This window comes from Pseudomonas paraeruginosa PA7, from assembly GCF_000017205.1.
In the GTDB taxonomy this organism is placed as follows: Bacteria; Pseudomonadota; Gammaproteobacteria; order Pseudomonadales; family Pseudomonadaceae; genus Pseudomonas; species Pseudomonas paraeruginosa.
The window spans coordinates 97,963-117,511 of the sequence record NC_009656.1 but is presented as its reverse complement, the minus strand read 5'-3'; the positions used below and the strand labels follow the sequence as shown (position 1 = coordinate 117,511).

Annotated in this window: 22 protein-coding genes and 2 pseudogenes; 16 read left to right on the top strand and 8 right to left on the bottom strand. The window is 58.5% G+C overall.

Annotated features, from left to right (window positions below; genetic code table 11):
* The first annotated feature begins 187 nt into the window (after nt 1–187).
* A complete protein-coding gene (locus tag PSPA7_RS00505) occupies nt 188–1,117 on the top strand; it encodes a recombinase family protein (RefSeq protein ID WP_003150544.1) in 930 nt (309 codons plus the stop codon).
* Nucleotides 1,118–1,120: 3 nt separating this feature from the next.
* On the opposite strand, the gene PSPA7_RS00500 is transcribed toward PSPA7_RS00505, so the two are convergent.
* From PSPA7_RS00500 to merT (PSPA7_RS00475), 6 genes are all read right to left on the bottom strand, one after another.
* Nucleotides 1,121–2,122 (bottom strand): DUF3330 domain-containing protein, encoded by a 1,002-nt coding sequence (locus tag PSPA7_RS00500; RefSeq protein WP_011979107.1) that lies wholly within the window; start codon nt 2,120–2,122, stop codon nt 1,121–1,123.
* Complete coding sequence (merE, locus tag PSPA7_RS00495) at nt 2,119–2,355, bottom strand: broad-spectrum mercury transporter MerE (protein ID WP_003132004.1); 237 nt, start codon at nt 2,353–2,355, stop codon at nt 2,119–2,121. The genes PSPA7_RS00500 and merE overlap by 4 nt, the downstream gene beginning before the upstream one ends.
* Nucleotides 2,352–2,717, bottom strand: a complete 366-nt coding sequence (merD, locus tag PSPA7_RS00490) for a mercury resistance co-regulator MerD (protein WP_000995360.1) — start codon at nt 2,715–2,717, stop codon at nt 2,352–2,354. Before merD ends, merE begins: the two co-directional genes overlap by 4 nt.
* 17 nt (nt 2,718–2,734) lie before the next feature.
* Nucleotides 2,735–4,420: a mercury(II) reductase gene (gene merA, locus PSPA7_RS00485; protein ID WP_003158917.1), complete on the bottom strand. Its 1,686-nt coding sequence runs from the start codon at nt 4,418–4,420 to the stop codon at nt 2,735–2,737.
* A 71-nt stretch (nt 4,421–4,491) separates the two neighbouring features.
* Nucleotides 4,492–4,767, bottom strand: a complete 276-nt coding sequence (gene merP, locus PSPA7_RS00480; protein ID WP_003131987.1) for a mercury resistance system periplasmic binding protein MerP — start codon at nt 4,765–4,767, stop codon at nt 4,492–4,494.
* A gap of 12 nt (nt 4,768–4,779) precedes the next feature.
* Entirely contained in the window at nt 4,780–5,130 is a 351-nt protein-coding gene (gene merT / locus PSPA7_RS00475) for a mercuric ion transporter MerT (protein WP_003131974.1), read from the bottom strand.
* A gap of 71 nt (nt 5,131–5,201) precedes the next feature.
* Here merT (PSPA7_RS00475) and merR (PSPA7_RS00470) point away from each other — a divergent pair, with 71 nt between their 5' ends.
* From merR (PSPA7_RS00470) to PSPA7_RS00440, 7 genes and pseudogenes are all read left to right on the top strand, one after another.
* Nucleotides 5,202–5,636 (top strand): mercury resistance transcriptional regulator MerR, encoded by a 435-nt coding sequence (merR, locus tag PSPA7_RS00470; protein ID WP_003131969.1) that lies wholly within the window; start codon nt 5,202–5,204, stop codon nt 5,634–5,636.
* Nucleotides 5,637–5,771: 135 nt separating this feature from the next.
* Nucleotides 5,772–6,203, top strand: coding sequence for a LexA family protein (locus tag PSPA7_RS00465; RefSeq protein WP_034065824.1), 432 nt, complete (start codon nt 5,772–5,774; stop codon nt 6,201–6,203).
* Nucleotides 6,203–6,310 (top strand): annotated as a pseudogene (locus tag PSPA7_RS32785) (Y-family DNA polymerase); the annotation flags it as partial. The gene PSPA7_RS00465 and the pseudogene PSPA7_RS32785, both read left to right, overlap by 1 nt.
* Nucleotides 6,311–6,428: 118 nt before the next feature.
* Nucleotides 6,429–7,586, top strand: a complete 1,158-nt coding sequence (locus PSPA7_RS00455; protein ID WP_010794485.1) for a tyrosine-type recombinase/integrase — start codon at nt 6,429–6,431, stop codon at nt 7,584–7,586.
* A gap of 10 nt (nt 7,587–7,596) precedes the next feature.
* Entirely contained in the window at nt 7,597–9,213 is a 1,617-nt protein-coding gene (locus PSPA7_RS00450; protein WP_011979104.1) for a site-specific integrase, read from the top strand.
* Complete coding sequence (locus PSPA7_RS32590; protein ID WP_010794483.1) at nt 9,194–11,047, top strand: site-specific integrase; 1,854 nt, start codon at nt 9,194–9,196, stop codon at nt 11,045–11,047. The genes PSPA7_RS00450 and PSPA7_RS32590 overlap by 20 nt, the downstream gene beginning before the upstream one ends.
* Nucleotides 11,048–11,118: 71 nt before the next feature.
* Entirely contained in the window at nt 11,119–11,472 is a 354-nt protein-coding gene (locus PSPA7_RS00440) for a hypothetical protein (protein ID WP_008567186.1), read from the top strand.
* Between the two features lie 17 nt (nt 11,473–11,489).
* Here the strand turns inward: PSPA7_RS00440 and PSPA7_RS30580 are convergent.
* A pseudogene (locus PSPA7_RS30580) lies at nt 11,490–11,677 on the bottom strand (DUF4113 domain-containing protein); the annotation flags it as partial.
* Nucleotides 11,678–12,035: 358 nt separating this feature from the next.
* Nucleotides 12,036–12,446 carry a mercury resistance transcriptional regulator MerR gene (merR, locus tag PSPA7_RS00430; protein WP_008567182.1) on the bottom strand — a complete coding sequence of 137 codons (411 nt, stop codon included), beginning with the start codon at nt 12,444–12,446 and terminating at the stop codon, nt 12,036–12,038.
* Between the two features lie 71 nt (nt 12,447–12,517).
* Between merR (PSPA7_RS00430) and merT (PSPA7_RS00425) the strand changes: the two genes are divergently transcribed.
* The 8 genes from merT (PSPA7_RS00425) (at nt 12,518) to PSPA7_RS00400 (ending at nt 19,488) form a co-directional block, all read left to right on the top strand.
* On the top strand, nt 12,518–12,868 hold the full coding sequence (gene merT, locus PSPA7_RS00425; protein WP_008567181.1) for a mercuric ion transporter MerT: 351 nt from the start codon (nt 12,518–12,520) through the stop codon (nt 12,866–12,868).
* 13 nt (nt 12,869–12,881) lie between these two features.
* Complete coding sequence (gene merP / locus PSPA7_RS00420) at nt 12,882–13,157, top strand: mercury resistance system periplasmic binding protein MerP (RefSeq protein WP_008567180.1); 276 nt, start codon at nt 12,882–12,884, stop codon at nt 13,155–13,157.
* 12 nt (nt 13,158–13,169) lie between these two features.
* A complete protein-coding gene (gene merC / locus PSPA7_RS00415) occupies nt 13,170–13,604 on the top strand; it encodes an organomercurial transporter MerC (RefSeq protein ID WP_008567179.1) in 435 nt (144 codons plus the stop codon).
* A gap of 32 nt (nt 13,605–13,636) precedes the next feature.
* Nucleotides 13,637–15,319 carry a mercury(II) reductase gene (gene merA, locus PSPA7_RS00410; RefSeq protein ID WP_008567178.1) on the top strand — a complete coding sequence of 561 codons (1,683 nt, stop codon included), beginning with the start codon at nt 13,637–13,639 and terminating at the stop codon, nt 15,317–15,319.
* A gap of 18 nt (nt 15,320–15,337) precedes the next feature.
* Nucleotides 15,338–15,754 carry a hypothetical protein gene (locus PSPA7_RS00405; RefSeq protein ID WP_008567175.1) on the top strand — a complete coding sequence of 139 codons (417 nt, stop codon included), beginning with the start codon at nt 15,338–15,340 and terminating at the stop codon, nt 15,752–15,754.
* Between the two features lie 374 nt (nt 15,755–16,128).
* Complete coding sequence (locus PSPA7_RS31910) at nt 16,129–16,251, top strand: hypothetical protein (RefSeq protein ID WP_432212398.1); 123 nt, start codon at nt 16,129–16,131, stop codon at nt 16,249–16,251.
* Between the two features lie 55 nt (nt 16,252–16,306).
* The gene (locus PSPA7_RS30570; RefSeq protein ID WP_079262147.1) at nt 16,307–17,326 is read left to right on the top strand and encodes a tyrosine-type recombinase/integrase; all 1,020 of its coding nucleotides are present in this window, start codon (nt 16,307–16,309) and stop codon (nt 17,324–17,326) included.
* Nucleotides 17,323–19,488 carry a site-specific integrase gene (locus PSPA7_RS00400; RefSeq protein WP_011914409.1) on the top strand — a complete coding sequence of 722 codons (2,166 nt, stop codon included), beginning with the start codon at nt 17,323–17,325 and terminating at the stop codon, nt 19,486–19,488. Before PSPA7_RS30570 ends, PSPA7_RS00400 begins: the two co-directional genes overlap by 4 nt.
* The last annotated feature ends 61 nt before the right edge of the window (nt 19,489–19,549 follow it).

Sequence of the window (19,549 nt, the reverse complement as noted above, 5' to 3'; positions counted from 1 at the left end):
ATAGGTGTTTGTGTGTTTATACGCCAATCACAAAGGGCGATGCAATGGTTCGACAAAACGAAGGTTTTGCCGAACTCTATCGAGGAATGGCTCGGTTCGTTAAGCTCCCCGCGCTACGGTTCAAATAACTGGTACGCTTAATCAAAGTTCAACTATTACTAACGTAGTCGAGTAAACAGTACTTTTGATGAAGATCGGTTATGCGCGAGTGAGCACTCGGGATCAGAAAGCCGACCTACAAGTCGATGCCCTGAAACAGGCCGGGTGCGAACGCATCTACCAAGACATCGCCAGCGGCGCGAAAAGCGCCCGGCCGGAGTTGGACAAACTGCTGGCCAACGTGCGGCCGGGTGATGCCGTGGTGATCTGGAAGCTGGATCGCCTTGGGCGTTCCCTCAAGCACCTGGTCGAGTTGGTCGGCGAGCTGGCAGAGCGCAAGGTCGGCTTACAGAGCCTGAATGACCCCATCGACACCACCCACGCCCAAGGCCGCCTGGTGTTCAACCTGTTCGCCTCGCTGGCGGAGTTCGAGCGCGAGCTGATCCGCGAGCGGACTCAGGCGGGTCTGTCGGCCGCACGGGCGCGTGGCCGGATCGGTGGCCGTCCCAAGGGCCTGCCAGCCAAGGCTGAGGCCACCGCCATGGCGGCCGAAACCCTCTACCGCGAAGGTCGCCTGAGCGTCAGCGCGATCGGCGAGAAGCTGCACATCTCCAAGAGCACGCTGTACAGCTACCTGCGCCACCGTGGTGTCGAGATCGGCGCGTACCAGAAGAGCGCCAGGTCACGCGACCAGCAGCCTTCGGCCGCGTCGCCGGCAGAGCCGCCCGCCGCCGAGCGGGTGGCCACCGTCACCCTGCGCCTCGCGGTGGTGAATAACAGCAAGTTCGTGCGCGGCCGGAAGCGGGCCACGGAGAACATTGAGCGCTACTGCCTGGAGCCCTATGGCATGAAGCGGCTGGATGCCGGCCACTATGAGTTGACCATTCCGTATCGGAGCGACGATGAGCTGGACAAGAGCGTGCATGACCTGCTGACCGAGATCAGCCAGGAGGCCGACATGCGCAACTGTTTTGTCGAGATGGGCGCCTGGGAAGAAGACACCGAAAAGCGTTGGTAGGGCTTACGTTGGTTTTTGGTTCCATTGCTCCCCAAACCCCGCGTTCGGATCGGCATCGGTTTCGTTCCCTGTCTTGGCACGCGCTTCGAAGCGTTGATAACACTCCAACCCGCAGAAGTGCTCGACGTATTCCGCGCCTTCCGGGGTGAAGGCGGCATCGAGCGGGATTTCCTTGCAGCACACGCAGCAACTGGTGGTGGTCGAGTCACTTGCATTCATGGTGGCACCCCTCCATTGACTGACGAAGACGGCGAATGCCGCCGCCGGCATTGGCTTCGCGAACAGGAAGCCTTGTCCTGTGTCGCAGTCCGCTTGTCGCAATAGATCAAGACTCGCCGATGTTTCCACGCCTTCAGCCACCACATCCATGCCCAGCCCGTGCGCAAGCTGAATCACGGTGTGCACGATGGTTTGGTCGCGGCGGTCGTTGGCGAGCCCGGCGACAAACGATTGGTCGATCTTGAGCGTGCTGATTGGGCAGCACTTCAGATGTTGCAGACAGGAATACCCCGTCCCGAAGTCATCGGCGGCGAAGCGCACACCGATCTGCCGCAAGGCGTCCAGGGCGGGGAAGATCGCCGGATCACCAAACGCGACCGATTCGGTCAGCTCGATTTCGAGATACTCGGCGGGCAACTCGGCATCAGCCAGCACGCCCTTTACCCACCCGTCGAAGTCCGGTCCCACTTGGCTCGCCGAAACATTGACGGCCAGCCGGAACGGTCGCCATGCCAGCATTCGCCAGTCACGCATCTGGCGGCAGGCTTCGCCCAGCACCCAAGCGCCGATTTCAGGCATCAGGCCGGACGATTCGACCACGGGCAGGAACTGGCCCGGTGGCAATAGTCCAAGCGTCGGATGACGCCAGCGCAACAGGGCTTCCGCGCCGACAATCCCACCACTGCGCAGATCGACGACGGGCTGGTAGTGCAGTTCAAGCTGCCCGCGCTCGACCGCTTGGGCCAGTTCCGGCGTCGTCCATCCATCCGGCCGGAAAGCGCTCATTCTCTTTCCCTGAATGCCCGCAACGCCCGCGACAGGGACAGAAGGAACAGGCCGGTCAAACCGAGCGCCGCGATGACCCAATGCTCGCCGAGGAAAGCACCGGCGGTTGTGCCGGCCAGCACGACAGCGAGGATGGGCAGGTGGCAGGGGCAAGTCAGCACAGCCAGTCCGCCCCACAGGTAGCCGGTGATCGGTTTGTGCGTCTCGGACGGCAAGCGCTCGGGGTTGTTCATGGCAGACTCTCCGCGTGCTGTGCCGGCTCGGTCGGCAGGGTGGCCAACTGCACTTCCAGATCGGCCAACGCTTCGCGCCGACGCTCGACGAACTGACGCAGCAGGGCAAGCTGCGCGGCCGCTTCGTCGCCGTCCGCCGCATCCAGCGCCCGGCACAGCCGCGCCAGCGCGTCGAGGCCGATGCCCGCCTCGAAGGCCGCCCGCACGAAGCACAGCCGTTGCAAGGCGGCGTCATCGAACAAGCCGTAGCCGCCTGGTGTGCACGCCACCGGGCGCAGCAATCCGCGCAGCAGGTAGTCGCGCACGATATGCACGCTCACCCCGGCATCAAGAGCCAGCCGGGACACCGTGTAGGCGTTCATTGAACACCTCCTTTTTCTCACCCGGCGCAGCAGGAAAGCTGCTTCACATCCTTGTTGAAGGTCTGCGCCGCGAGCTTCAACCCCTCGACCATCGTCAGGTAGGGGAACAACTGGTCGGCCAGTTCCTGCACCGTCATGCGGTTGCGAATGGCCAGAGCCGCCGTCTGGATCAGTTCACCCGCTTCCGGCGCGACCGCCTGTACGCCGATCAGCCGATGGCTGCCTTCCTCGATAACCAACTTGATGAAGCCGCGTGTGTCGAAGTTGGCGAGCGCACGCGGCACGTTGTCCAAGGTCAAGGTGCGGCTGTCGGTCTCGATCCCGTCGTGGTGGGCTTCCGCCTCGCTGTAGCCCACGGTCGCCACTTGCGGATCGGTGAACACCACGGCCGGCATTGCGGTCAGGTCGAGCGCCGCATCGCCGCCGGTCATGTTGATCGCGGCACGGGTGCCGGCCGCTGCCGCCACATAGACGAACTGCGGCTGGTCGGTGCAGTCGCCGGCCGCGTAGATGTTCGGGTTGCTCGTGCGCATGCCTTGGTCGATGGCGATGGCACCTTGCGCATTGACAGTGACCCCCGCTGCGTCCAGCGCGAGGCTGCGCGTGTTCGGTGTCCGACCGGTGGCAACCAGCAGTTTGTCGGCGCGCAATTCACCGTGCGTGGTGGTCAGCACGAATTCACCGTCCATATGGGCGACCTGGCTGGCTTGCGTGTGCTCCAGCACCTCGATGCCCTCGGCACGGAAAGCGGCTGTCACCGCCTCGCCGATGGCCGGGTCTTCACGGAAGAACAAGGTATTGCGCGCCAGGACCGTGACCTTGCTGCCCAGCCGGGCAAAGGCTTGCGCCAGCTCCAGCGCCACCACCGACGAGCCGATTACGGCAAGGCGTTCGGGAATGGTGTCGCTCGCCAGGGCCTCGGTGGAAGTCCAGTAGGGTGACTCTTTCAAGCCCGGAATCGGCGGGACCGCCGGGCTGGCACCCGTGGCGACCAGGCAGCGGTCGAACATCACGACGCGCTCGCCACCCTCGTTCAAACGGACGGTAAGGCTCTGGTCGTCCTTGAAGCGCGCCTCACCGTGCACAACGGTGATGGCCGGATTACCGCCCAGGATGCCTTCGTACTTGGCGTGCCGCAGTTCGTCGACGCGGGCCTGCTGCTGGGCCAGCAGCTTACTGCGGTCAATCGTAGGCACAGTTGCCGCAATACCGCCATCGAACGGGCTTTCCCGGCGCAGATGGGCGATGTGGGCGGCGCGGATCATGATCTTGGACGGCACACAGCCGACATTGACGCAGGTGCCGCCGATGGTGCCGCGCTCGATCAGCGTGACCTGCGCGCCTTGCTCGACGGCTTTCAGCGCCGCCGCCATCGCGGCTCCACCGCTGCCAATGACCGCTACCTGCACCGGGGGCTCGTTGCCACTGTGCTTTTCGGCGGCGGCCATCCATCCCCGCACCTTGTCGAGCAGTCCGACGCGGTTGTCCGCCAGTGGCGCATCGGCTAGCGTTGCCTTGTAGCCCAGTCCGGCCACGGCGGCAGTCAGCGCGTCCGGCGATGTGCCCGGCACGATGGCGAGTTGCGCTGTGCCCTTCGGATAGGACACCAGCGCCGACTGCACGCCTGGCACTTTTTCCAGCGCTTCCTTGACGTGCGCCGCGCACGAGTCGCAAGTCATGCCGGTGATTTTTAGATGGGTCATGCAACAGATCCTTTATCGTTTGTGGCGCCAGACAATGACGTCCGTTGTGCTGCGGTGCCGTTTTCAGTGACTCACTGCTTGACGCTGGACGGATAGCCCGCGTCTGCGGTTGCCTTGGTCAGCTTCTGCACGCTGGTCTTGGCATCGTCGAAGGTGACGACCGCTTGGCGTGTCTCGAAAGTCACGTCAACTTTGCTGACGCCTTCGACCTTGGAAATCGCCTTCTTGACAGTGATCGGGCAGGCGGAGCAGGTCATGCCCGGTACGGACAGCGTGACGGTCTGGGTGGCGGCCCAGACGGGGGCAACAACGGCGGCGAGGGCGAGGGAGGCAAACAGTTTCTTCATGGTGAACTCCGATCAGTAGAAAAATGGCATGACGTAGGGAAATCCGAGCGCGACCAGAACCAGCGCGGCCACGATCCAGAAAATGAGCTTGTAAGTAGCTCGCACTTGGGGAATCGCGCAGACCTCACCCGGTTTGCAGGCCGCTGCCTGCCGGTAGATGCGCCGCCAGGCGAAGAACAACGCCACCAGCGCCACGCCGATAAAGATGGGGCGATAGGGTTCCAACACCGCCAAGTTGCCGATCCAAGCGCCGCTGAACCCCAAGGCGATCAGAACCAACGGCCCGAGGCAGCAAGCCGAGGCGAGGATGGCGGCAAGCCCTCCAGTGAAGAGCGCGCCGCGCCCGGTTTTTGGTTCAGACATGCGCTTGTCCTTTCGAATTGAAATTGGATAGCGTAACCTTACTTCCGTACTCATGTACGGAGTCAAGCGATATGGAAAACAATTTGGAGAACCTGACCATTGGCGTTTTCGCCAAGGCGGCCGGGGTCAATGTGGAGACCATCCGTTTCTATCAGCGCAAGGGCTTGTTGCTGGAGCCTGACAAGCCCTATGGCAGCATCCGCCGCTATGGCGAGGCGGATGTAACGCGGGTGCGCTTCGTGAAATCAGCCCAGCGGCTGGGCTTCAGCCTGGATGAGATCGCCGAGCTGCTGCGGCTGGAGGATGGCACCCATTGCGAGGAAGCCAGCAGTCTGGCCGAGCACAAGCTCAAGGACGTGCGCGAGAAAATGGCTGACCTGGCGCGCATGGAGGCCGTGCTGTCTGAGTTGGTGTGCGCCTGCCATGCGCGAAGGGGGAACGTTTCCTGCCCGCTGATCGCGTCACTACAGGGTGGAGCAAGCTTGGCAGGTTCGGCTATGCCTTAGCGTGCTTTATTTTCCGTTTTCTGAGACGACCCCCACTTCGACGCCACCGCACATAGGGTGCCCCCCGCCTGTTGTCGTTGCCAAGGTTGGGGTTTGATAATACTGTATTAATATACAGTATTCGTGAGGTTATCTATGGCCCTGACAGTGATCGGCCGCCCGTCGCGGCCAGGTCTGCGGCTGCCGTTGTTCCTGAGCCGCGTTGCCGCCGGCTTTCCTTCCCCCGCTGAGGACCATATCGAGGCCAGTCTCTCGCTGGACGAGCTGTGCGTGGTGCACCCGGCGGCCACCTTCTTTCTACGGGTGGTGGGGGACAGTATGACCGGCCTGGGGATTTTCGACGGCGACATCCTGGTGGTGGATCGCTCGATCACGCCGCGCGCGGGCATGGTGGTGGTAGCGGTGGTGAACGGGGAGTTCACCTGCAAGCAGCTGGCCTATGAGCACGGCGCGCCGGTGCTGCGCGCGGCGAACAAGGCCTACCCGGACATTCGCCTGCGCGACGGCGAGGACCTGGAGGTGTTCGGCGTGGTGACGCGCTGCATTCACAAGCTGCCGGGGTTCTGATGCCGACCTATGCCCTGGTGGACTGCAACAACTTCTACGTGAGTTGCGAACGGCTGTTCCGCCCCGATCTGCGCGCGGTGCCGATGGTGGTGCTGAGCAACAACGATCTGAGGGATTGCTTCCGTTAGTAAATGAATTACAGTCCGCACCACCTTGATAGAAGCCTGAGAAATTACATTCCAGCCTCTGAAGGGGAGTCATCTGGATGGTGTTTAAGGCTGTGAAATGAGGCTGGTGTTCGCAACAAAAGACCTTGCTGTAGCGGGTCGATCATTCGAAGGTTTCCCTCTGTTGGTTGGCGCCGACGGTTGGCCAGTGGAGCCGGCGCAATCTTTCCTTTGGCACACGCTAGTCGAGTCAGGTGAGGCACTCAGTGCTCTGACGTGGGAGGCCTATGGACGCCGTCTGTTCGACTACTTCGCCTTCCTCGAGGCCAATGGTCTGGCCTGGAATGAGGAGAGTCAGGCAGATGGCCTGAGCGTCCTGTCGCGGTATAGAGACTGGTCGAGCGGTGAGTTGGAACTAGATCCCAGCACTCTGAACAAGCGACTGAACCTAATTGTGAGGTTCTACCAATGGGCCAAGCAGCGTGATCTGATCGCAGCGCTGCCCTTTGGCGAGCGAAGGGTCAGAGCGACTCCGCATTCCGGCTTCCTCAGTCACGTAGCTCGTCCTAACGCCGAGAGTACGAAGCCCTCAGTGATGGTGCGAGAGCGTAAGCGATTGACCAAATTCCTGACCAAAGATCAGGCTAAGGTTTGCCTCGCCCTCGATGCCGATCCAAGTCACCGGATCTTGTTCCATCTGATGGTTCGCACTGGTCTTCGCTCCTGCGAGGCGCGCACTTTCCCTTTCAAGTACGTCTTTAATCCTCGGCTGAAGAAGGGCCTCCGCCCTGGGCAAATGATCAGCGTGGCTCTCGAGCCATCGGACATGCATCTCAAGTACGGCCGCCCTCGAACAATTGACGTGCCTTGGTCGCTGATGGAGGAAATGTGGTCGTACACGCTTCATGAGCGCGAAGTACGGAAAGCGGCCGGCAACGGGCGCGCCACGGCCTTGGTGCTGACAAGGGAGGGGCGGCAGTACACGAAAGACTCCATCGTCGACGTGATGAAGGCGTATGAGCGCAAGTGCGGATTTTATGTTAGGGCCCACATGCTTCGTCATACCTATGGGACTTATACCCTTCTTGCCCTGAGGAAAAGCCGAGACTTTAAAGGAGAGCCATTGCTCTATGTCCGAGACAGGATGGGACACTCCGACGTTCAAACAACGATGGTGTACCTGCATCTCATTAATCAGCTAGAGGCTCAGTCTGTCCTTGCTCATGAAGACGAGATAGACATGATGTTTATGGCCGTCTCTACTCCAAGCATCTGAGGTACTACTGTTGGCCCGAAAGAAAAACTATAAAGCTGAAATGCAATCGGTCACTAAAGGATTCGAGACCGTAGAGAATGAGCTTAGAATCGATCTTCCGAAAAATCCCCGGAATGTAACTAAGATTGATCACTCTCAGTACATTGGGTTTGGCTTTGACGCATGGGCTATTCAGAGTATTCATGTAATCAGAGCACTGGTCAATGGAGGGAATTTCTCCCTGGCCACTCTTGTAGGGTACTCCAGCAATGGCCTTCGATATTTCATGGCCTTCCTGAAAAGCGGAACGATTGATTCTCCGCCGTCAACCCCGAACAGCCTGACCAAGCGGCATCTTGAGCGATATGTTTCGTGGCTTAAGCTCAAGTATCCAAACGGGTCAACTGCGAAGAACTATTACACGTCGCTGAAGTCATTGATCATCAGCCTAATTGAATACGGATTCGTTGAGGCGGATAAAGATGATCTACTTCCAGCCGTTCCTTTCCCCCATACCGCGAAATCGACCAATGACGCGAAGCCGCTCAGTCTCTCGGAAATGCAGGGGCTCATCACTGCGCTAAAGTCAGATTTAGTAGCCATTCATAAGGGCTTATTCTCTGGAAATGACGCCGAAGCAATGACGGTCTTATTGCTGATTACTGCGGCCAGATCTGGAATTAACACTACGCCGCTTCTGGAAATGTCTAGAGATGCACTCCAGCCGCATCCATTCATCCCCAATCTTTGGCTCTTGAACACCGTAAAAAGACGCGGCAAGGGTGCTCAGAGCAAAACCATTCGAAAAACTGAACTGCATGACGGATATAACCCAATTCCTTTAGATGGGGTGGCTGTTGTAAATAAGGCTTTGGCAATTTCTGAGCCACTGGTTGGGTTTGCGCCTGAAAAGCTTAAGTCGCATGTTTGGCTTTACCGCGCCGGACAGAATGGGCATGGTCATAGGGTAGTCGCGCTGGCTTCCAGTACGCTATTTCAATCAACAAAGAGTATCTGTGCGCGGCATGCTTTGAAGGACGATCAGGGCCAACCGCTGATCGTTAATCTCAGTCGTCTTCGAAAGACTATGGAAAGTAGGCTTTGGAAGCTCAGCGGCGGCGACCTACTGGAGGTGTCCGCTGTGATGGGCCATTCCCCTAGCGTTGCTGATAACCACTATTTGAAGATAAATGACGAGATCAAGGTTGAGGGTGCCACCTTCGTAGGGGAAGCATTCACCGATCAGCTGCGTGGCATCAACGTCACACCGACACCCCCAGGAGGTTGCAAAGATAGCCTCTATGGAAGCCTGGCACCCAAAGATGGCGTTACCCATTGTTCCGAGTTCATTCATTGCTTGACATGTCCTAGTTACGCAATTGTAGGGACTCTCGGAGACTTGTATCGACTGTTCAGCTATCAGCAGTTTTTGCACGCTGAGATGGAGTATTTTTTAACGGATGAGTGGGCGGCATGGCGGAAACGCCAGGGCGATTTCATCAGGCTTATTGACGAGTTTACGTCTCGAAAATTCAAGATTGAACTGATCGAAGCGGCTAAAGCCAAAGCGAAAGCGTCCCCTCATCCGTTCTGGGGATGCAAGATTGAGTTTATGAGGAAAGTTCGAGGTGACGCTCTTGTCGGCTAATCGGAACTCTAGGGCCGCCCTTAAGGCCTATGATGTGCTATTCGCGCAACCTGTAACTGCCTCGGGCCTCAGCAAGGCTGAGCGTGATGCGATAGTTATTAGTGCCATTGTTAATGATCGTGGCGAAACTCTTGTATTAAGCCGCTTTGGCGATGCTCGCTGGGATCTTCGACCTTTCTTTGATCAATCTAACGTAAACGAGGGGCACAAGTACGTCAGTTGGGATTTTAATCTCCCACCTGAGATGATTGATGACTGCAAAGCAGTTGCGTATGCATGGTTCAAGAGAGGGCTTCCAGGGTCAAAGCCACCTGTCGCACGGGGTATTACAACTCTCGTCAGTGCCAGTGTCATTCCATTTATTCGTTGGCTTAGCGATTTAGAGCTTGAACGATTTTCCGATGTTCGGCCCATACACATTAGTAATTATATTCACCATTGCAAGTCAGAGTCGTTAAGACCAATGCCTCTTTATTCCAGGCTGCGGATAATTGACTTTTTATGGATATTCTCTGCCGAAACCCTTTCCCCTCTTCAGTGTTTTCCGTGGGGGGACTCGTCCCTGTGGCGAGTCAGCGGAATTGGAGAAGCAAGGGGTACTTCGGCTGCCAATAAGAATACGGGTAGAACGGATATAATTCCGCCAGATGATCAGGCGAAGATCTTCAACTATTGCGAGCAGATCGTTCATAAGACGAAAGAAGATCTGAAAGCCACCGGAATTGACACTTTCACTCGCCGCAGCCCCAAAATGATTCGTTGCCGCGATGCTGTTTTGTACATTGCATCCATTACCAGTGGCATGCGTAACGAAGAGGTCATCGGGATTGAAGTCGGTGCGTGGCGAAAAGAGGTAGTGGATGGCGTTACTTACTGCTGGGTAACCACGACCGAGCATAAAACGGGAAAGGGACGAGTCGACTATCTTGTCCCTGAGCTTACGCTGGATGCGTTGAATCTCTTCGCCATGTGCTCAACCCCCATGAGAAGGGAGCTCGAGGCGGAGTTGAGTGACCTTGAACTGTCATGCAATTCAGTTGACTCCGCTGATCTTTTGCTTCGATTGGAGAAAGCCAGAAAGGACTCGAAGAGACTGTTCCTCTGCTTGAATGGGTACGGCAACAAAGCCGAACGTGTTGGACACATCGAAGTGCTCAGCGCCGCAGGTTCCAATGAAGCCTTCAAGCGCGTCGCAAAAGCGGCTGGAAGTGATTGGCCATTGCGGACTCACCAGTGCCGTCGCACCTATGCCCGGTGCTTCGTTGAGTCTCGCATGGGGCGTACCTCGCTCGTCTTCCTCAAGTGGCAGTTCAAACACAGCAGTATGAGCATGACTCAGCTCTATGCCTCCAACCCCCTACAGGATCTCACCCTGTTCGATGAAATCCTCCAACAGATGACGGAATTCAAGATCGATCTCATCGAGTCGTGGTTGGATGATCAGCCACTTGCTGGAGGGGCGGGTGAGAGGATCATGGAGCTACGTGCCATTCCGATCAAAGATCGGAGTGCCTTGCTGGCCCAGACAGCCCCCCATGCAAACATTCGAGCGACTGGTCATGGCTGGTGCATCGCGACAGAACGGGGCTGTGGTGGGGCTGGTTTGTATGAGGCAACCCGTTGTCCTGGCTGCAAACACTCTGTGATTGACGAGACCTTTGCCACCACGTGGCAGGGGATCTACTCGCATCAGCTGGAGCTGATGGAAATCGACGATGCCGGGCCGGCTGTAAGGCAACGGGCAAAACGTGATATGCAGGTCGCATTCGACGTAATCAGCAGCCTTGGCCTGTCTCCTTTGGACGCTCGCGACAGTGACCCAACGCGAACTTGAAGGTGCCGACTTTGACCAATAAGCCAACTGCGCAACGATCCTCCGGACGCTCCAGACAGAAGACCTCGGAGATGCTCGATAAGGTCATCGACGGCATCCTTTCAACAAACGGAAAGCTGTCCATTTCTGGCGTAGCGAAAGCGGCAGGGGTCACTCCAGGTCTCATCCACAACACCTACCCAGCCGTGGCTGAACGCATTCGTGGTCTGATGGGGAAATCAGTCCGAGCACAGCGCGATTCGAAGCACCAAGCATTGTTGAAGGAGAGGGAGCTGAACAGAGCATTGCGCGCGGAGAACGCACAGCTAAGCCAGGATCTGGCTCGACTGGCCTCAGTGAATCAGACCCTGATTCTCGAACTAGCTCAACTGAAGGGCGTAGCCACTGGTAAGGTGGTTCTTCTGAGCAGTAAGCCGGCTTCCTAGCAGCGCTGGGGTGTGCCTCACCTCACTGTCCAGAGCTGATCTAACCGTGTGGTATAGCTTGGGCCGAGCATTTCCCGACACATCCCCAGTCAGGAGTCACCGGCACCCCGCCCAGGCGGAGCGTGCCTCGACCCCACTTGGAATTGATCCGATCCATCACCTGCATGACCTTCTCAGAGGCGACGGGCTGTACGGCGGCGATCACGATGTCACGAGAGCGACCGAGCAGATTGTCTCCATGCGCGACAAGGCTGACGCAATCCTAGTGGCGGAAACCGTCAAGAAGATTGAACAACTGGGCGCCACGGCGGCAGGCCGTGGCGAAGCGAAGCGCAGCCCGGCTGTCCGCCTGCAAGGTAGATATGTGCTACTCGACCAGATGCAACGTGGGCCCGCCCCACTGATGCACAAGGGCAAATAGCAGTACCAACCTAGGGCCTTTGCAAGTGCTCCTTTGCCCAGTCAGCGGCGCTCAATGAGCGCCGCTCTTTCCACCTTCAGACCGACAAACAGAGAGCCCTGACAAACGGGAAATCGTGGGCTAACGCGCGAAGTGCGGGCGGTCACTTGCTCGCTTGCAGCGAAACGATCAGCGGACAGCTCACTGTCCCTTGGCTCGCGCAACAGTCATCAACCAGCTGCGCCAAGACCGACTCGATCCGCTGAAGATCCGCGAGTTTCTCACGCACATCCTCAAGCTTCTGCTCGGCGAGCACACGCGCTTCGTCGCAGTGCGCGCCGTCGTCCAGTCGCAACAGTCCGGCCACTTCATCAAGGCTAAAGCCCAGCCGTTGCGCGGACTTCACGAATCTCACCCGTGCGACATCCGCCTCGCCATAGCGGCGAATGCTGCCGTAGGGCTTGTCCGGTTCGGGTAACAGCCCCTTGCGTTGATAGAACCGAATGGTTTCCACGTTAACCCCGGCTGCCTTGGCAAAGGCGCCGATGGTCAGGCTTTCCACCGCGTTGTGCATGCCGCTTGACCCCGTACCTAACTACGGAAATAACCTTAACCCATCGATCAACCACTCGGAAGGATGAACGTATGTCTGAATCGCGAAATGGGCGCGGTGCACTCCTCACTGGAGGTCTGGCGGCAATCCTCGCGTCCACGTGCTGCCTGGGGCCGCTGGTGCTGATCGCCTTGGGCTTCAGCGGTGCCTGGATCGGCAGCCTCACCGTTCTGGAACCTTACCGCCCGTTCTTCATTGGCGCGGCACTGGTTGCGCTGTTCTTCGCTTACCGGCGCATTTTCCGCCCGGCTCAAGTCTGCATACCCGGTGAGGTCTGCGCTGATCCCCAGGTAAGCACCATCTACAAGCTCGTTTTTTGGGTCGTGACGGCCTTGGTGCTGGTCGCGCTCGCTTTCCCCTACATCCTCCCCTTGTTCTACTAATCAGGAGTTGGTCATGAAAAAGCTGCTTGCCGCTCTCGCCCTCATTGCCGTGGTTTCCCCAGTGTGGGCCGCCTCCCAAATCATCACCCTGTCGGTGCCGGGCATGACCTGCGCCGCTTGCCCAATCACGGTGAAGAAAGCGCTGACCAAGGTCGAGGGCGTGACCAAGGCCGAGGTGAGTTATGAGAAGCGCGAAGCCATCGTCACCTTCGACGATGCCAAGACCAGTGCGCAGGCGCTGACCAAGGCGACAGAGGACGCCGGCTACCCGTCCAGCGTCAAGCAATAGGCGGGCATTCCGATGGCAAATTCTTTCAATCTGTTCACACGGATCGGTGACAAAGCCGGTTCCGTCGGCGTGCTGGTTTCCGCCATAGGTTGCGCCTCGTGCTTTCCCGCCCTTGCCAGCCTGGGCGCCACGATCGGACTGGGCTTTTTGAGCCAATGGGAAGGCCTGTTCATCACCACGCTGTTGCCGTTGTTTGCCGGCGTGGCTCTGCTCGTCAATGCCCTCGGCTGGTTCAGTCACCGGCAGTGGCGACGCGCTGCGCCTGGCCTGATCGGCCCGGCCCTGGTGCTGGTAGCGGTGTTTTTGATGCTGGCTCACGGCTGGCGGAGCGGCTGGCTGCTCTATATCGGCCTGGCCGTCATGTTTGGGGTGTCCATCTGGGACTTCGTGTCGCCCGCGCACCGCCGTTGCTCCCCGGCGTCCTGTCCGACGCCGCCAAACCAGTGAACCTGACAAGAGACGATTCAATGAGTAACGTTATGACCGAACTGAAAATCATTGGCATGACCTGCGCATCCTGTGTCGTGCATGTGAAAGAGGCCTTGGAGAAGATTCCGGGCGTGCATCGGGCGGATGTTTCCTACGCCAGTGGGAGGGCCGAATTGAAGGTCGACGAGGCCGTAAGCCGTGAACAGATGCAGGCCGCCGTCGAGGCCCTGGGGTATCGAGCGGCGTTCGAAGACATCACGCTACCTACCCGTCCCGGCCTGCTCGATAAGGCACGGGGCTGGCTGAGCGGTGGCACTGACGCCGGGAAAGAGGGTGACAGGCTTCACGTGGCGGTTATCGGCAGTGGTGGCGCCGCCATGGCGGCCGCGCTCAAGGCGGTAGAAAGGGGGGCCCGCGTCACCCTGATCGAGCGCGGCATCATCGGCGGCACCTGCGTCAACGTCGGCTGCGTGCCCTCCAAGATCATGATTCGCGCCGCGCACGTGGCCCATCTGCGCCGCGAAAGTCCGTTTGATGGCGGACTGCCCGCCACGCCGCCGCTTGTCTTGCGCGAACGGTTGCTCGCCCAGCAACAGGGTCGTGTCGACGAACTGCGCCACGCCAAGTACGAAGGCATTCTGGAAAGCACCCCAGCCATCACCGTGCTGCGTGGCTCCGCCCGCTTCCAGGACAGCCACACGCTCAGTGTGGAACTGGTCGAGGGGGGCGAGCGCATCGTGACCTTCGACCGCTGCCTGATTGCCACCGGCGCCAGTGCGGCCGTGCCGCCGATTCCCGGACTGCAAGATACCCCCTTTTGGAACTCGGAAAAGGCGCTGGCAAGCAGCAGTATTCCGCAACGGCTCGCCGTGATCGGCTCATCCGTGGTGGCCTTGGAGCTGGCGCAAGCCTTTGCCCGGCTGGGTAGCCGCGTCACCATCCTGGCGCGCAACTCGCTGTTCTTCCGTGAAGATCCGGCCATCGGCGCAGCGCTGACGGCGGCCTTCCGCCTGGAGGGCATCGAAGTGCTGGAACAGACGCAAGCCAGCCAGGTGGCCCATGCCAACGGCGAGTTCGTGCTGACCACCAAGCACGGTGAAGTGCGGGTCGACCAACTGCTCGTCGCCACCGGACGCACGCCCAACACCCACGGCCTGAACCTGGAAGCGGCCGGCGTGCAGCTGGATGAACGCGGTGCCATCCAGATCGACCAGGGCATGCGCAGCAGCAAAGCGGATATTTATGCGGCCGGCGACTGCACCAACCAGCCGCAGTTCGTCTATGTCGCGGCGGCGGCCGGCAATCGCGCGGCGATCAACATGACCGGCGGCGAGGCAATGCTCAATCTCGACACCATGCCGGCCGTGGTGTTCACCGATCCGCAGGTGGCCACCGTCGGCTTCAGCGAAGCGGAAGCGCACCAAGCCGGCCTCGAAACCGACAGCCGCACCTTGACCCTGGACAACGTGCCGCGCGCTCTGGCGAACTTTGACACACGGGGGTTCATCAAGCTGGTCGCCGAAACGGGCTCGGGCCGACTGCTGGGCGTGCAGGCAGTGACCCCGGAAGCGGGCGAGCTGATTCAGACGGCCGCCCTCGCCATCCGCGCCCGGATGACGGTGCAGGAACTAGCCGACCAATTGTTCCCCTACCTGACCATGGTCGAGGGCCTGAAGCTCGCGGCGCAAACCTTCAGTAAGGACGTGAAGCAATTGTCCTGCTGCGCCGGGTAAAGAATGCGAGGTGCAAACATGAACATTAAGACTAATGAACTCGGCAGGGGTGACAGCCTGCGCCAGACATGGCAGGTGATCAGCTTCTGGGGGCTGCCTGCCGTTGTCGCGACGCTAACCATTCTTCTGGCAGATCGACACCCCACGCTATTCCTGGCCGCAAGCGCCGCGCTGGCGGTGATGGGTGGCGCCTGCCTGGTCAATGCCGCACGCTGCCGCCGACTTCACTGCTACCTCACGGCGCCGTACTTCCTGTTGCTCGCGCTCGGCGGGCTGCTGGCTTATGGCTTCGACCCGCATGGCGAGCAGTTCTCCAGACTGTGGCTATTGCTGGCACTGGGGGCGGCACCCTTGCTCATCTGGCTGCCCGAGCGCCTGGCCGGCCGAAAGTACCTTGGCGCTCCAGGGTGCGGAGAAGGCCGGGAGTGTCGGTGATGTAGGCCCTCTCAGCAGCCCTGATTGGCCGGGAACGCTTCGGTCTCCGTAATAGTGCTGCGAGCCAAGGACGTTATGCGAGGACTCCGTGTGCTTTTCGGTTTCGCCTGCTCTTCCGAACAACCGAACGACTCCAGCCGACAACAGATGTGCACGCTCATGAAGTTCATTCAAAGTTTTTTGGGGCCTCGCGGCCCCAGGGACACGACATTCGAGGCGGGCAGCTAGTTGGCCGCATGGGGGTGGGTCGGACTGAAAAGCCCTGATTTAGGCTGCGAAGGACGAAAAATTGTTAGCGTAACAATATCGTTAAATATCAATATGTTATGCACTACTAACTGTTAGCGTCATTCAGATACAACGACGGCTGTGTGGTGAGCCGCAGCAACGAGGCCAAGGCGCTGGGCATTGGAATGGGCGAGCCTTTCTTCAAGATCCGCGACCTGGTGCAGGCGCACGGCGTGCTGGCATTCAGCAGCAATTATGCGCTGTATTAAGTTAGGTGGAATGCTTTTGAGCTAGGCTGAATCCGTTGACGCTCAGGGGGCGCCCATGACCACCACCCCATTGCACAAGCAAGTGTTAAGTCGTTATTCCAGTGTACAAGCTTGGCTGGAGCTCTTGGGTAATCTGGGGCGTGCGCCGGCCACCCTTGACGCCTATGGCCGTGCCCTTGCGCATTACTTATTGCATTGCGAAGGGAGTGGGCTGAAACCCGAATCCGCGACATTCGAACAAGTCACGCTCTACATCCGTGAGCTGCTACCTGGCGCAAAGAGCGCGGTGGCGAATTCAACCTTGCACCAGCGGCTTACTGCTATCCGGTTGTGGTACGACCACCTCGTTTTTCAGGGTCTTTGCGAGCACAACCCCGTGCCCCGCGGACAGCATGGTCGGCTGGCCCAAGTGCCTGGACATGGAGGGTTTGTCAGGGGCTTGCTCCCACGGCTGATTAAGTTGCCAGACATTCCCACCGATGAGCAGTGGCGACACTTTCTCAGTATTGCGGCCAGGTCGTCTATCCGTGATCGACTAATGCTGTCGTTGGCGTATTTCGGGGCTCTTCGCCGTGCCGAGTTGGTGGCCTTGCGTATTGAGGATTTAGACGTTGCACACCGACTGATCTCGGTGCGAGCGGAAACGACCAAAGGCAAACGCAGCCGCGTCGTGTGCTACAGCCCAGACATTGCACCTGTCTTGATAGAGCATCTACATGCTCTTCGCGGCGCTGGCTGGATGCGAGGTTCGTTGTTTCGATCAGCATCAGATCGTAATCGAGGCTCGCCACTGTCCCGTTGGGCGTGGAGTAAAACGGTTGAAGGGTGGGCCAAGGAAGCGAAACTATCGCACCTGAGCACTCATACCTTTCGCCACCTTCGGCTTACCCATCTGGCCCGTGCGGGCTGGAAGCTCCATGAACTGACCACGTATGCTGGACATCGAGACCCCAAAACCACTTTGATTTACCTGCACCTATCTGGCGCGGATTTAACCGCAAAGATGGCGCACTCCGTCGGCAGTCTCGAAGCTCGGATGTTCTGTGAACTCTTTGGGTCTGAGGCATTGCTATGAGCACCCCCTCAGTCACCCCTTATGTTCCGTTCGACGCGAGCAAGTACGTACGTCAGAGCGATCTATCGAAAATCGAGCTGAGCATACTTTCGAATCGCTCTCACCGTTCAGACTGGGGCTACCTCCAATCAGAGATACCTGAGCTCATGAGGCCGCTAGCTGATATAGCGGCGCACAGCGGCGTTTCTCAGCGATTAGCCATTTCATCAGTGGCAGTCATTCTCTGGAATGTCAGCAAAACCGGTAAACCCTACTGGTGTTGGTCTGAGTCGCAGTGGTTGACCTTGCTCAGTAATCGAGCAGGATCACGACCATATCTCGCTTCCGTTGCTTACCATCTCGGCGATTTTCGAACCCCGCAGCGTATCGCCAAATTCCGGCAGCCGGCGATATATGCTTCTTTTATCTTCGGCCATGCCGTGTTCAGACATGAGCACGTTCGCTTGAGCCAAGCGTTGAGATCGCTGGGCTACGCTGCTCGCCATCTTGAGCAGTTCCTTTCCAACGTGCTGGGTGCCTTGATGCTGGAAAACGGCGATCCGCGGTTGGAGACATTCACCGAGGAACTGCTACTGAAGGGCCAACAGCATCGAAGCGAAGGTGTCGCGAGATCGGTCGGAAAGGTATCTCACGGCCTCGCTGCCATGGGGATTTTGGCGAAACCTTTACGCATGCGAGGCTATACCTGTTGGCGGGCGAAAAGCATCGAAGGCATCGATCCGACTTGGGCAATGTGGTGCCGTCGATGGCGAGACACTTCCACCTTGCGTCCACGCACACGTGAAAGCAATTACAGTTTTATCTTGAGGACCGGTGTCTGGCTAGCGCGCGAGCAATCAGGAATGGCGGCGCCTACCGATTGGAGCATGTCCACTTGCGCTGCATTTATTGCTGCCGTCGACCGGATGACGGTCGGTGAGTGGGCTTTGGAGTCAGCGAAGGGAACACAGCTAAAGGGGCTTGGTCAGCCTATCGCTGCCAACTCGAAGCGCGGCTTTCTACATGCCTTGCGACGATTTTTTACAGACTTTGAACTCTGGGGATGGGGTCGTTTGAAGTTCAGCCCCCGGCATCACCTCGCCACCCCGCGATCCGTGACATTCAACTCGGGTATCAACCCGCGGGTAATTGATGACTCGACCTGGCTCAAGCTGATTTGGGCGAGTCTAAATCTTGAGCGTAGTGATCTGCTTTCGGAGATTCACTATCCGCTGTCGATGGTTCAAGCCATTGCTGTAGTGTGGACGCACGCTGGTTTGCGCAGCAATGAAATCATGCGCTTGGATAAAAGATGCGCGCATCCTCAGACCAATGATGTGGTACACGAGGATGGGACCATCGTTCCAGCAAAAACTTTATGCTATCTCGATATTCCTGCCAGCAAGACGTTCAAAGCTTTCGTCAAACCTGTAGCGGTGGTCGTGAAGGAGCGCATTGACGCCTGGCTGGAGGACAGGCCTGCTAACCAGGCCGCTTTGCTGGATGAGCGAACCGGGGAAAAAGTTAGCTACCTATTTCAGTTTCGAGGCAAGCGCATAGGCTCCAGTGTCATTAATGGCACCATCATTCCAATGCTATGCGCCAAGGCGGGTGTGCCACTGGAGGACAGTCGCGGGCGAATCACCAGCCACCGGGGACGTGCCTCCGCAGTGACGGCGCTCGCCAGCGTCCCTCAGGGCATGTCGCTGATCGAGCTAATGCAGTGGTCGGGACATAGCTCGCCGAATTCGACTTTGCATTACATTCGAATTCGGCCTACCAAGCTGGCAGCATCCTTCGTTAAAGCCGATCAAATGGCCCATATGGTCTCCGTTTTGATCGATCATGACGTAATTGTTCGCCATTCAGATGCCCCCTACACCTTCTATGACTTGGGCGACTCGTATTGTTCAAATCCCTTCTGGAGCAGCTGCCCACATCGCATGGCCTGTGCGGGGTGTGACTTCAACTTGCCGAAAGCCAGCGCAAGGGCCCAAGCATTGGAAAGCAAATCGTCTATCGGACGGTACTTGGAGGCCGTGCCTTTAACTCCCGACGAGCGAGCCATTGCCGAGGGCGACTTGGAAAAGCTGGAGAGCCTCATTCGAAAGCTGGACAATGTGCCGGCTCTAGACGGCAGGATGCCGAGGAGATCGATGAGAGAAAGAGGAGGCTATAAGTAGAAAAGTTCTTAAGCGACTAGTGGCTCGCTAGACATACCTGTCGCGTTACTCCTAAGTTATG

What these genes read in the sequence shown, in the direction of transcription:
- PSPA7_RS00505 (WP_003150544.1), top strand. Translation starts at nt 188, where the DNA reads ATGAAGATCGGTTATGCGCGAGTGAGCACTCGGGATCAGAAAGCCGAC.
- PSPA7_RS00500 (WP_011979107.1), bottom strand. Translation starts at nt 2,122, where the DNA reads ATGAGCGCTTTCCGGCCGGATGGATGGACGACGCCGGAACTGGCCCAA.
- merE (WP_003132004.1), bottom strand. Translation starts at nt 2,355, where the DNA reads ATGAACAACCCCGAGCGCTTGCCGTCCGAGACGCACAAACCGATCACC.
- merD (WP_000995360.1), bottom strand. Translation starts at nt 2,717, where the DNA reads ATGAACGCCTACACGGTGTCCCGGCTGGCTCTTGATGCCGGGGTGAGC.
- merA (WP_003158917.1), bottom strand. Translation starts at nt 4,420, where the DNA reads ATGACCCATCTAAAAATCACCGGCATGACTTGCGACTCGTGCGCGGCG.
- merP (WP_003131987.1), bottom strand. Translation starts at nt 4,767, where the DNA reads ATGAAGAAACTGTTTGCCTCCCTCGCCCTCGCCGCCGTTGTTGCCCCC.
- merT (WP_003131974.1), bottom strand. Translation starts at nt 5,130, where the DNA reads ATGTCTGAACCAAAAACCGGGCGCGGCGCGCTCTTCACTGGAGGGCTT.
- merR (WP_003131969.1), top strand. Translation starts at nt 5,202, where the DNA reads ATGGAAAACAATTTGGAGAACCTGACCATTGGCGTTTTCGCCAAGGCG.
- PSPA7_RS00465 (WP_034065824.1), top strand. Translation starts at nt 5,772, where the DNA reads ATGGCCCTGACAGTGATCGGCCGCCCGTCGCGGCCAGGTCTGCGGCTG.
- PSPA7_RS00455 (WP_010794485.1), top strand. Translation starts at nt 6,429, where the DNA reads ATGAGGCTGGTGTTCGCAACAAAAGACCTTGCTGTAGCGGGTCGATCA.
- PSPA7_RS00440 (WP_008567186.1), top strand. Translation starts at nt 11,119, where the DNA reads ATGCTCGATAAGGTCATCGACGGCATCCTTTCAACAAACGGAAAGCTG.
- merR (WP_008567182.1), bottom strand. Translation starts at nt 12,446, where the DNA reads ATGCACAACGCGGTGGAAAGCCTGACCATCGGCGCCTTTGCCAAGGCA.
- merT (WP_008567181.1), top strand. Translation starts at nt 12,518, where the DNA reads ATGTCTGAATCGCGAAATGGGCGCGGTGCACTCCTCACTGGAGGTCTG.
- merP (WP_008567180.1), top strand. Translation starts at nt 12,882, where the DNA reads ATGAAAAAGCTGCTTGCCGCTCTCGCCCTCATTGCCGTGGTTTCCCCA.
- merC (WP_008567179.1), top strand. Translation starts at nt 13,170, where the DNA reads ATGGCAAATTCTTTCAATCTGTTCACACGGATCGGTGACAAAGCCGGT.
- merA (WP_008567178.1), top strand. Translation starts at nt 13,637, where the DNA reads ATGACCGAACTGAAAATCATTGGCATGACCTGCGCATCCTGTGTCGTG.
- PSPA7_RS00405 (WP_008567175.1), top strand. Translation starts at nt 15,338, where the DNA reads ATGAACATTAAGACTAATGAACTCGGCAGGGGTGACAGCCTGCGCCAG.
- PSPA7_RS30570 (WP_079262147.1), top strand. Translation starts at nt 16,307, where the DNA reads ATGACCACCACCCCATTGCACAAGCAAGTGTTAAGTCGTTATTCCAGT.
- PSPA7_RS00400 (WP_011914409.1), top strand. Translation starts at nt 17,323, where the DNA reads ATGAGCACCCCCTCAGTCACCCCTTATGTTCCGTTCGACGCGAGCAAG.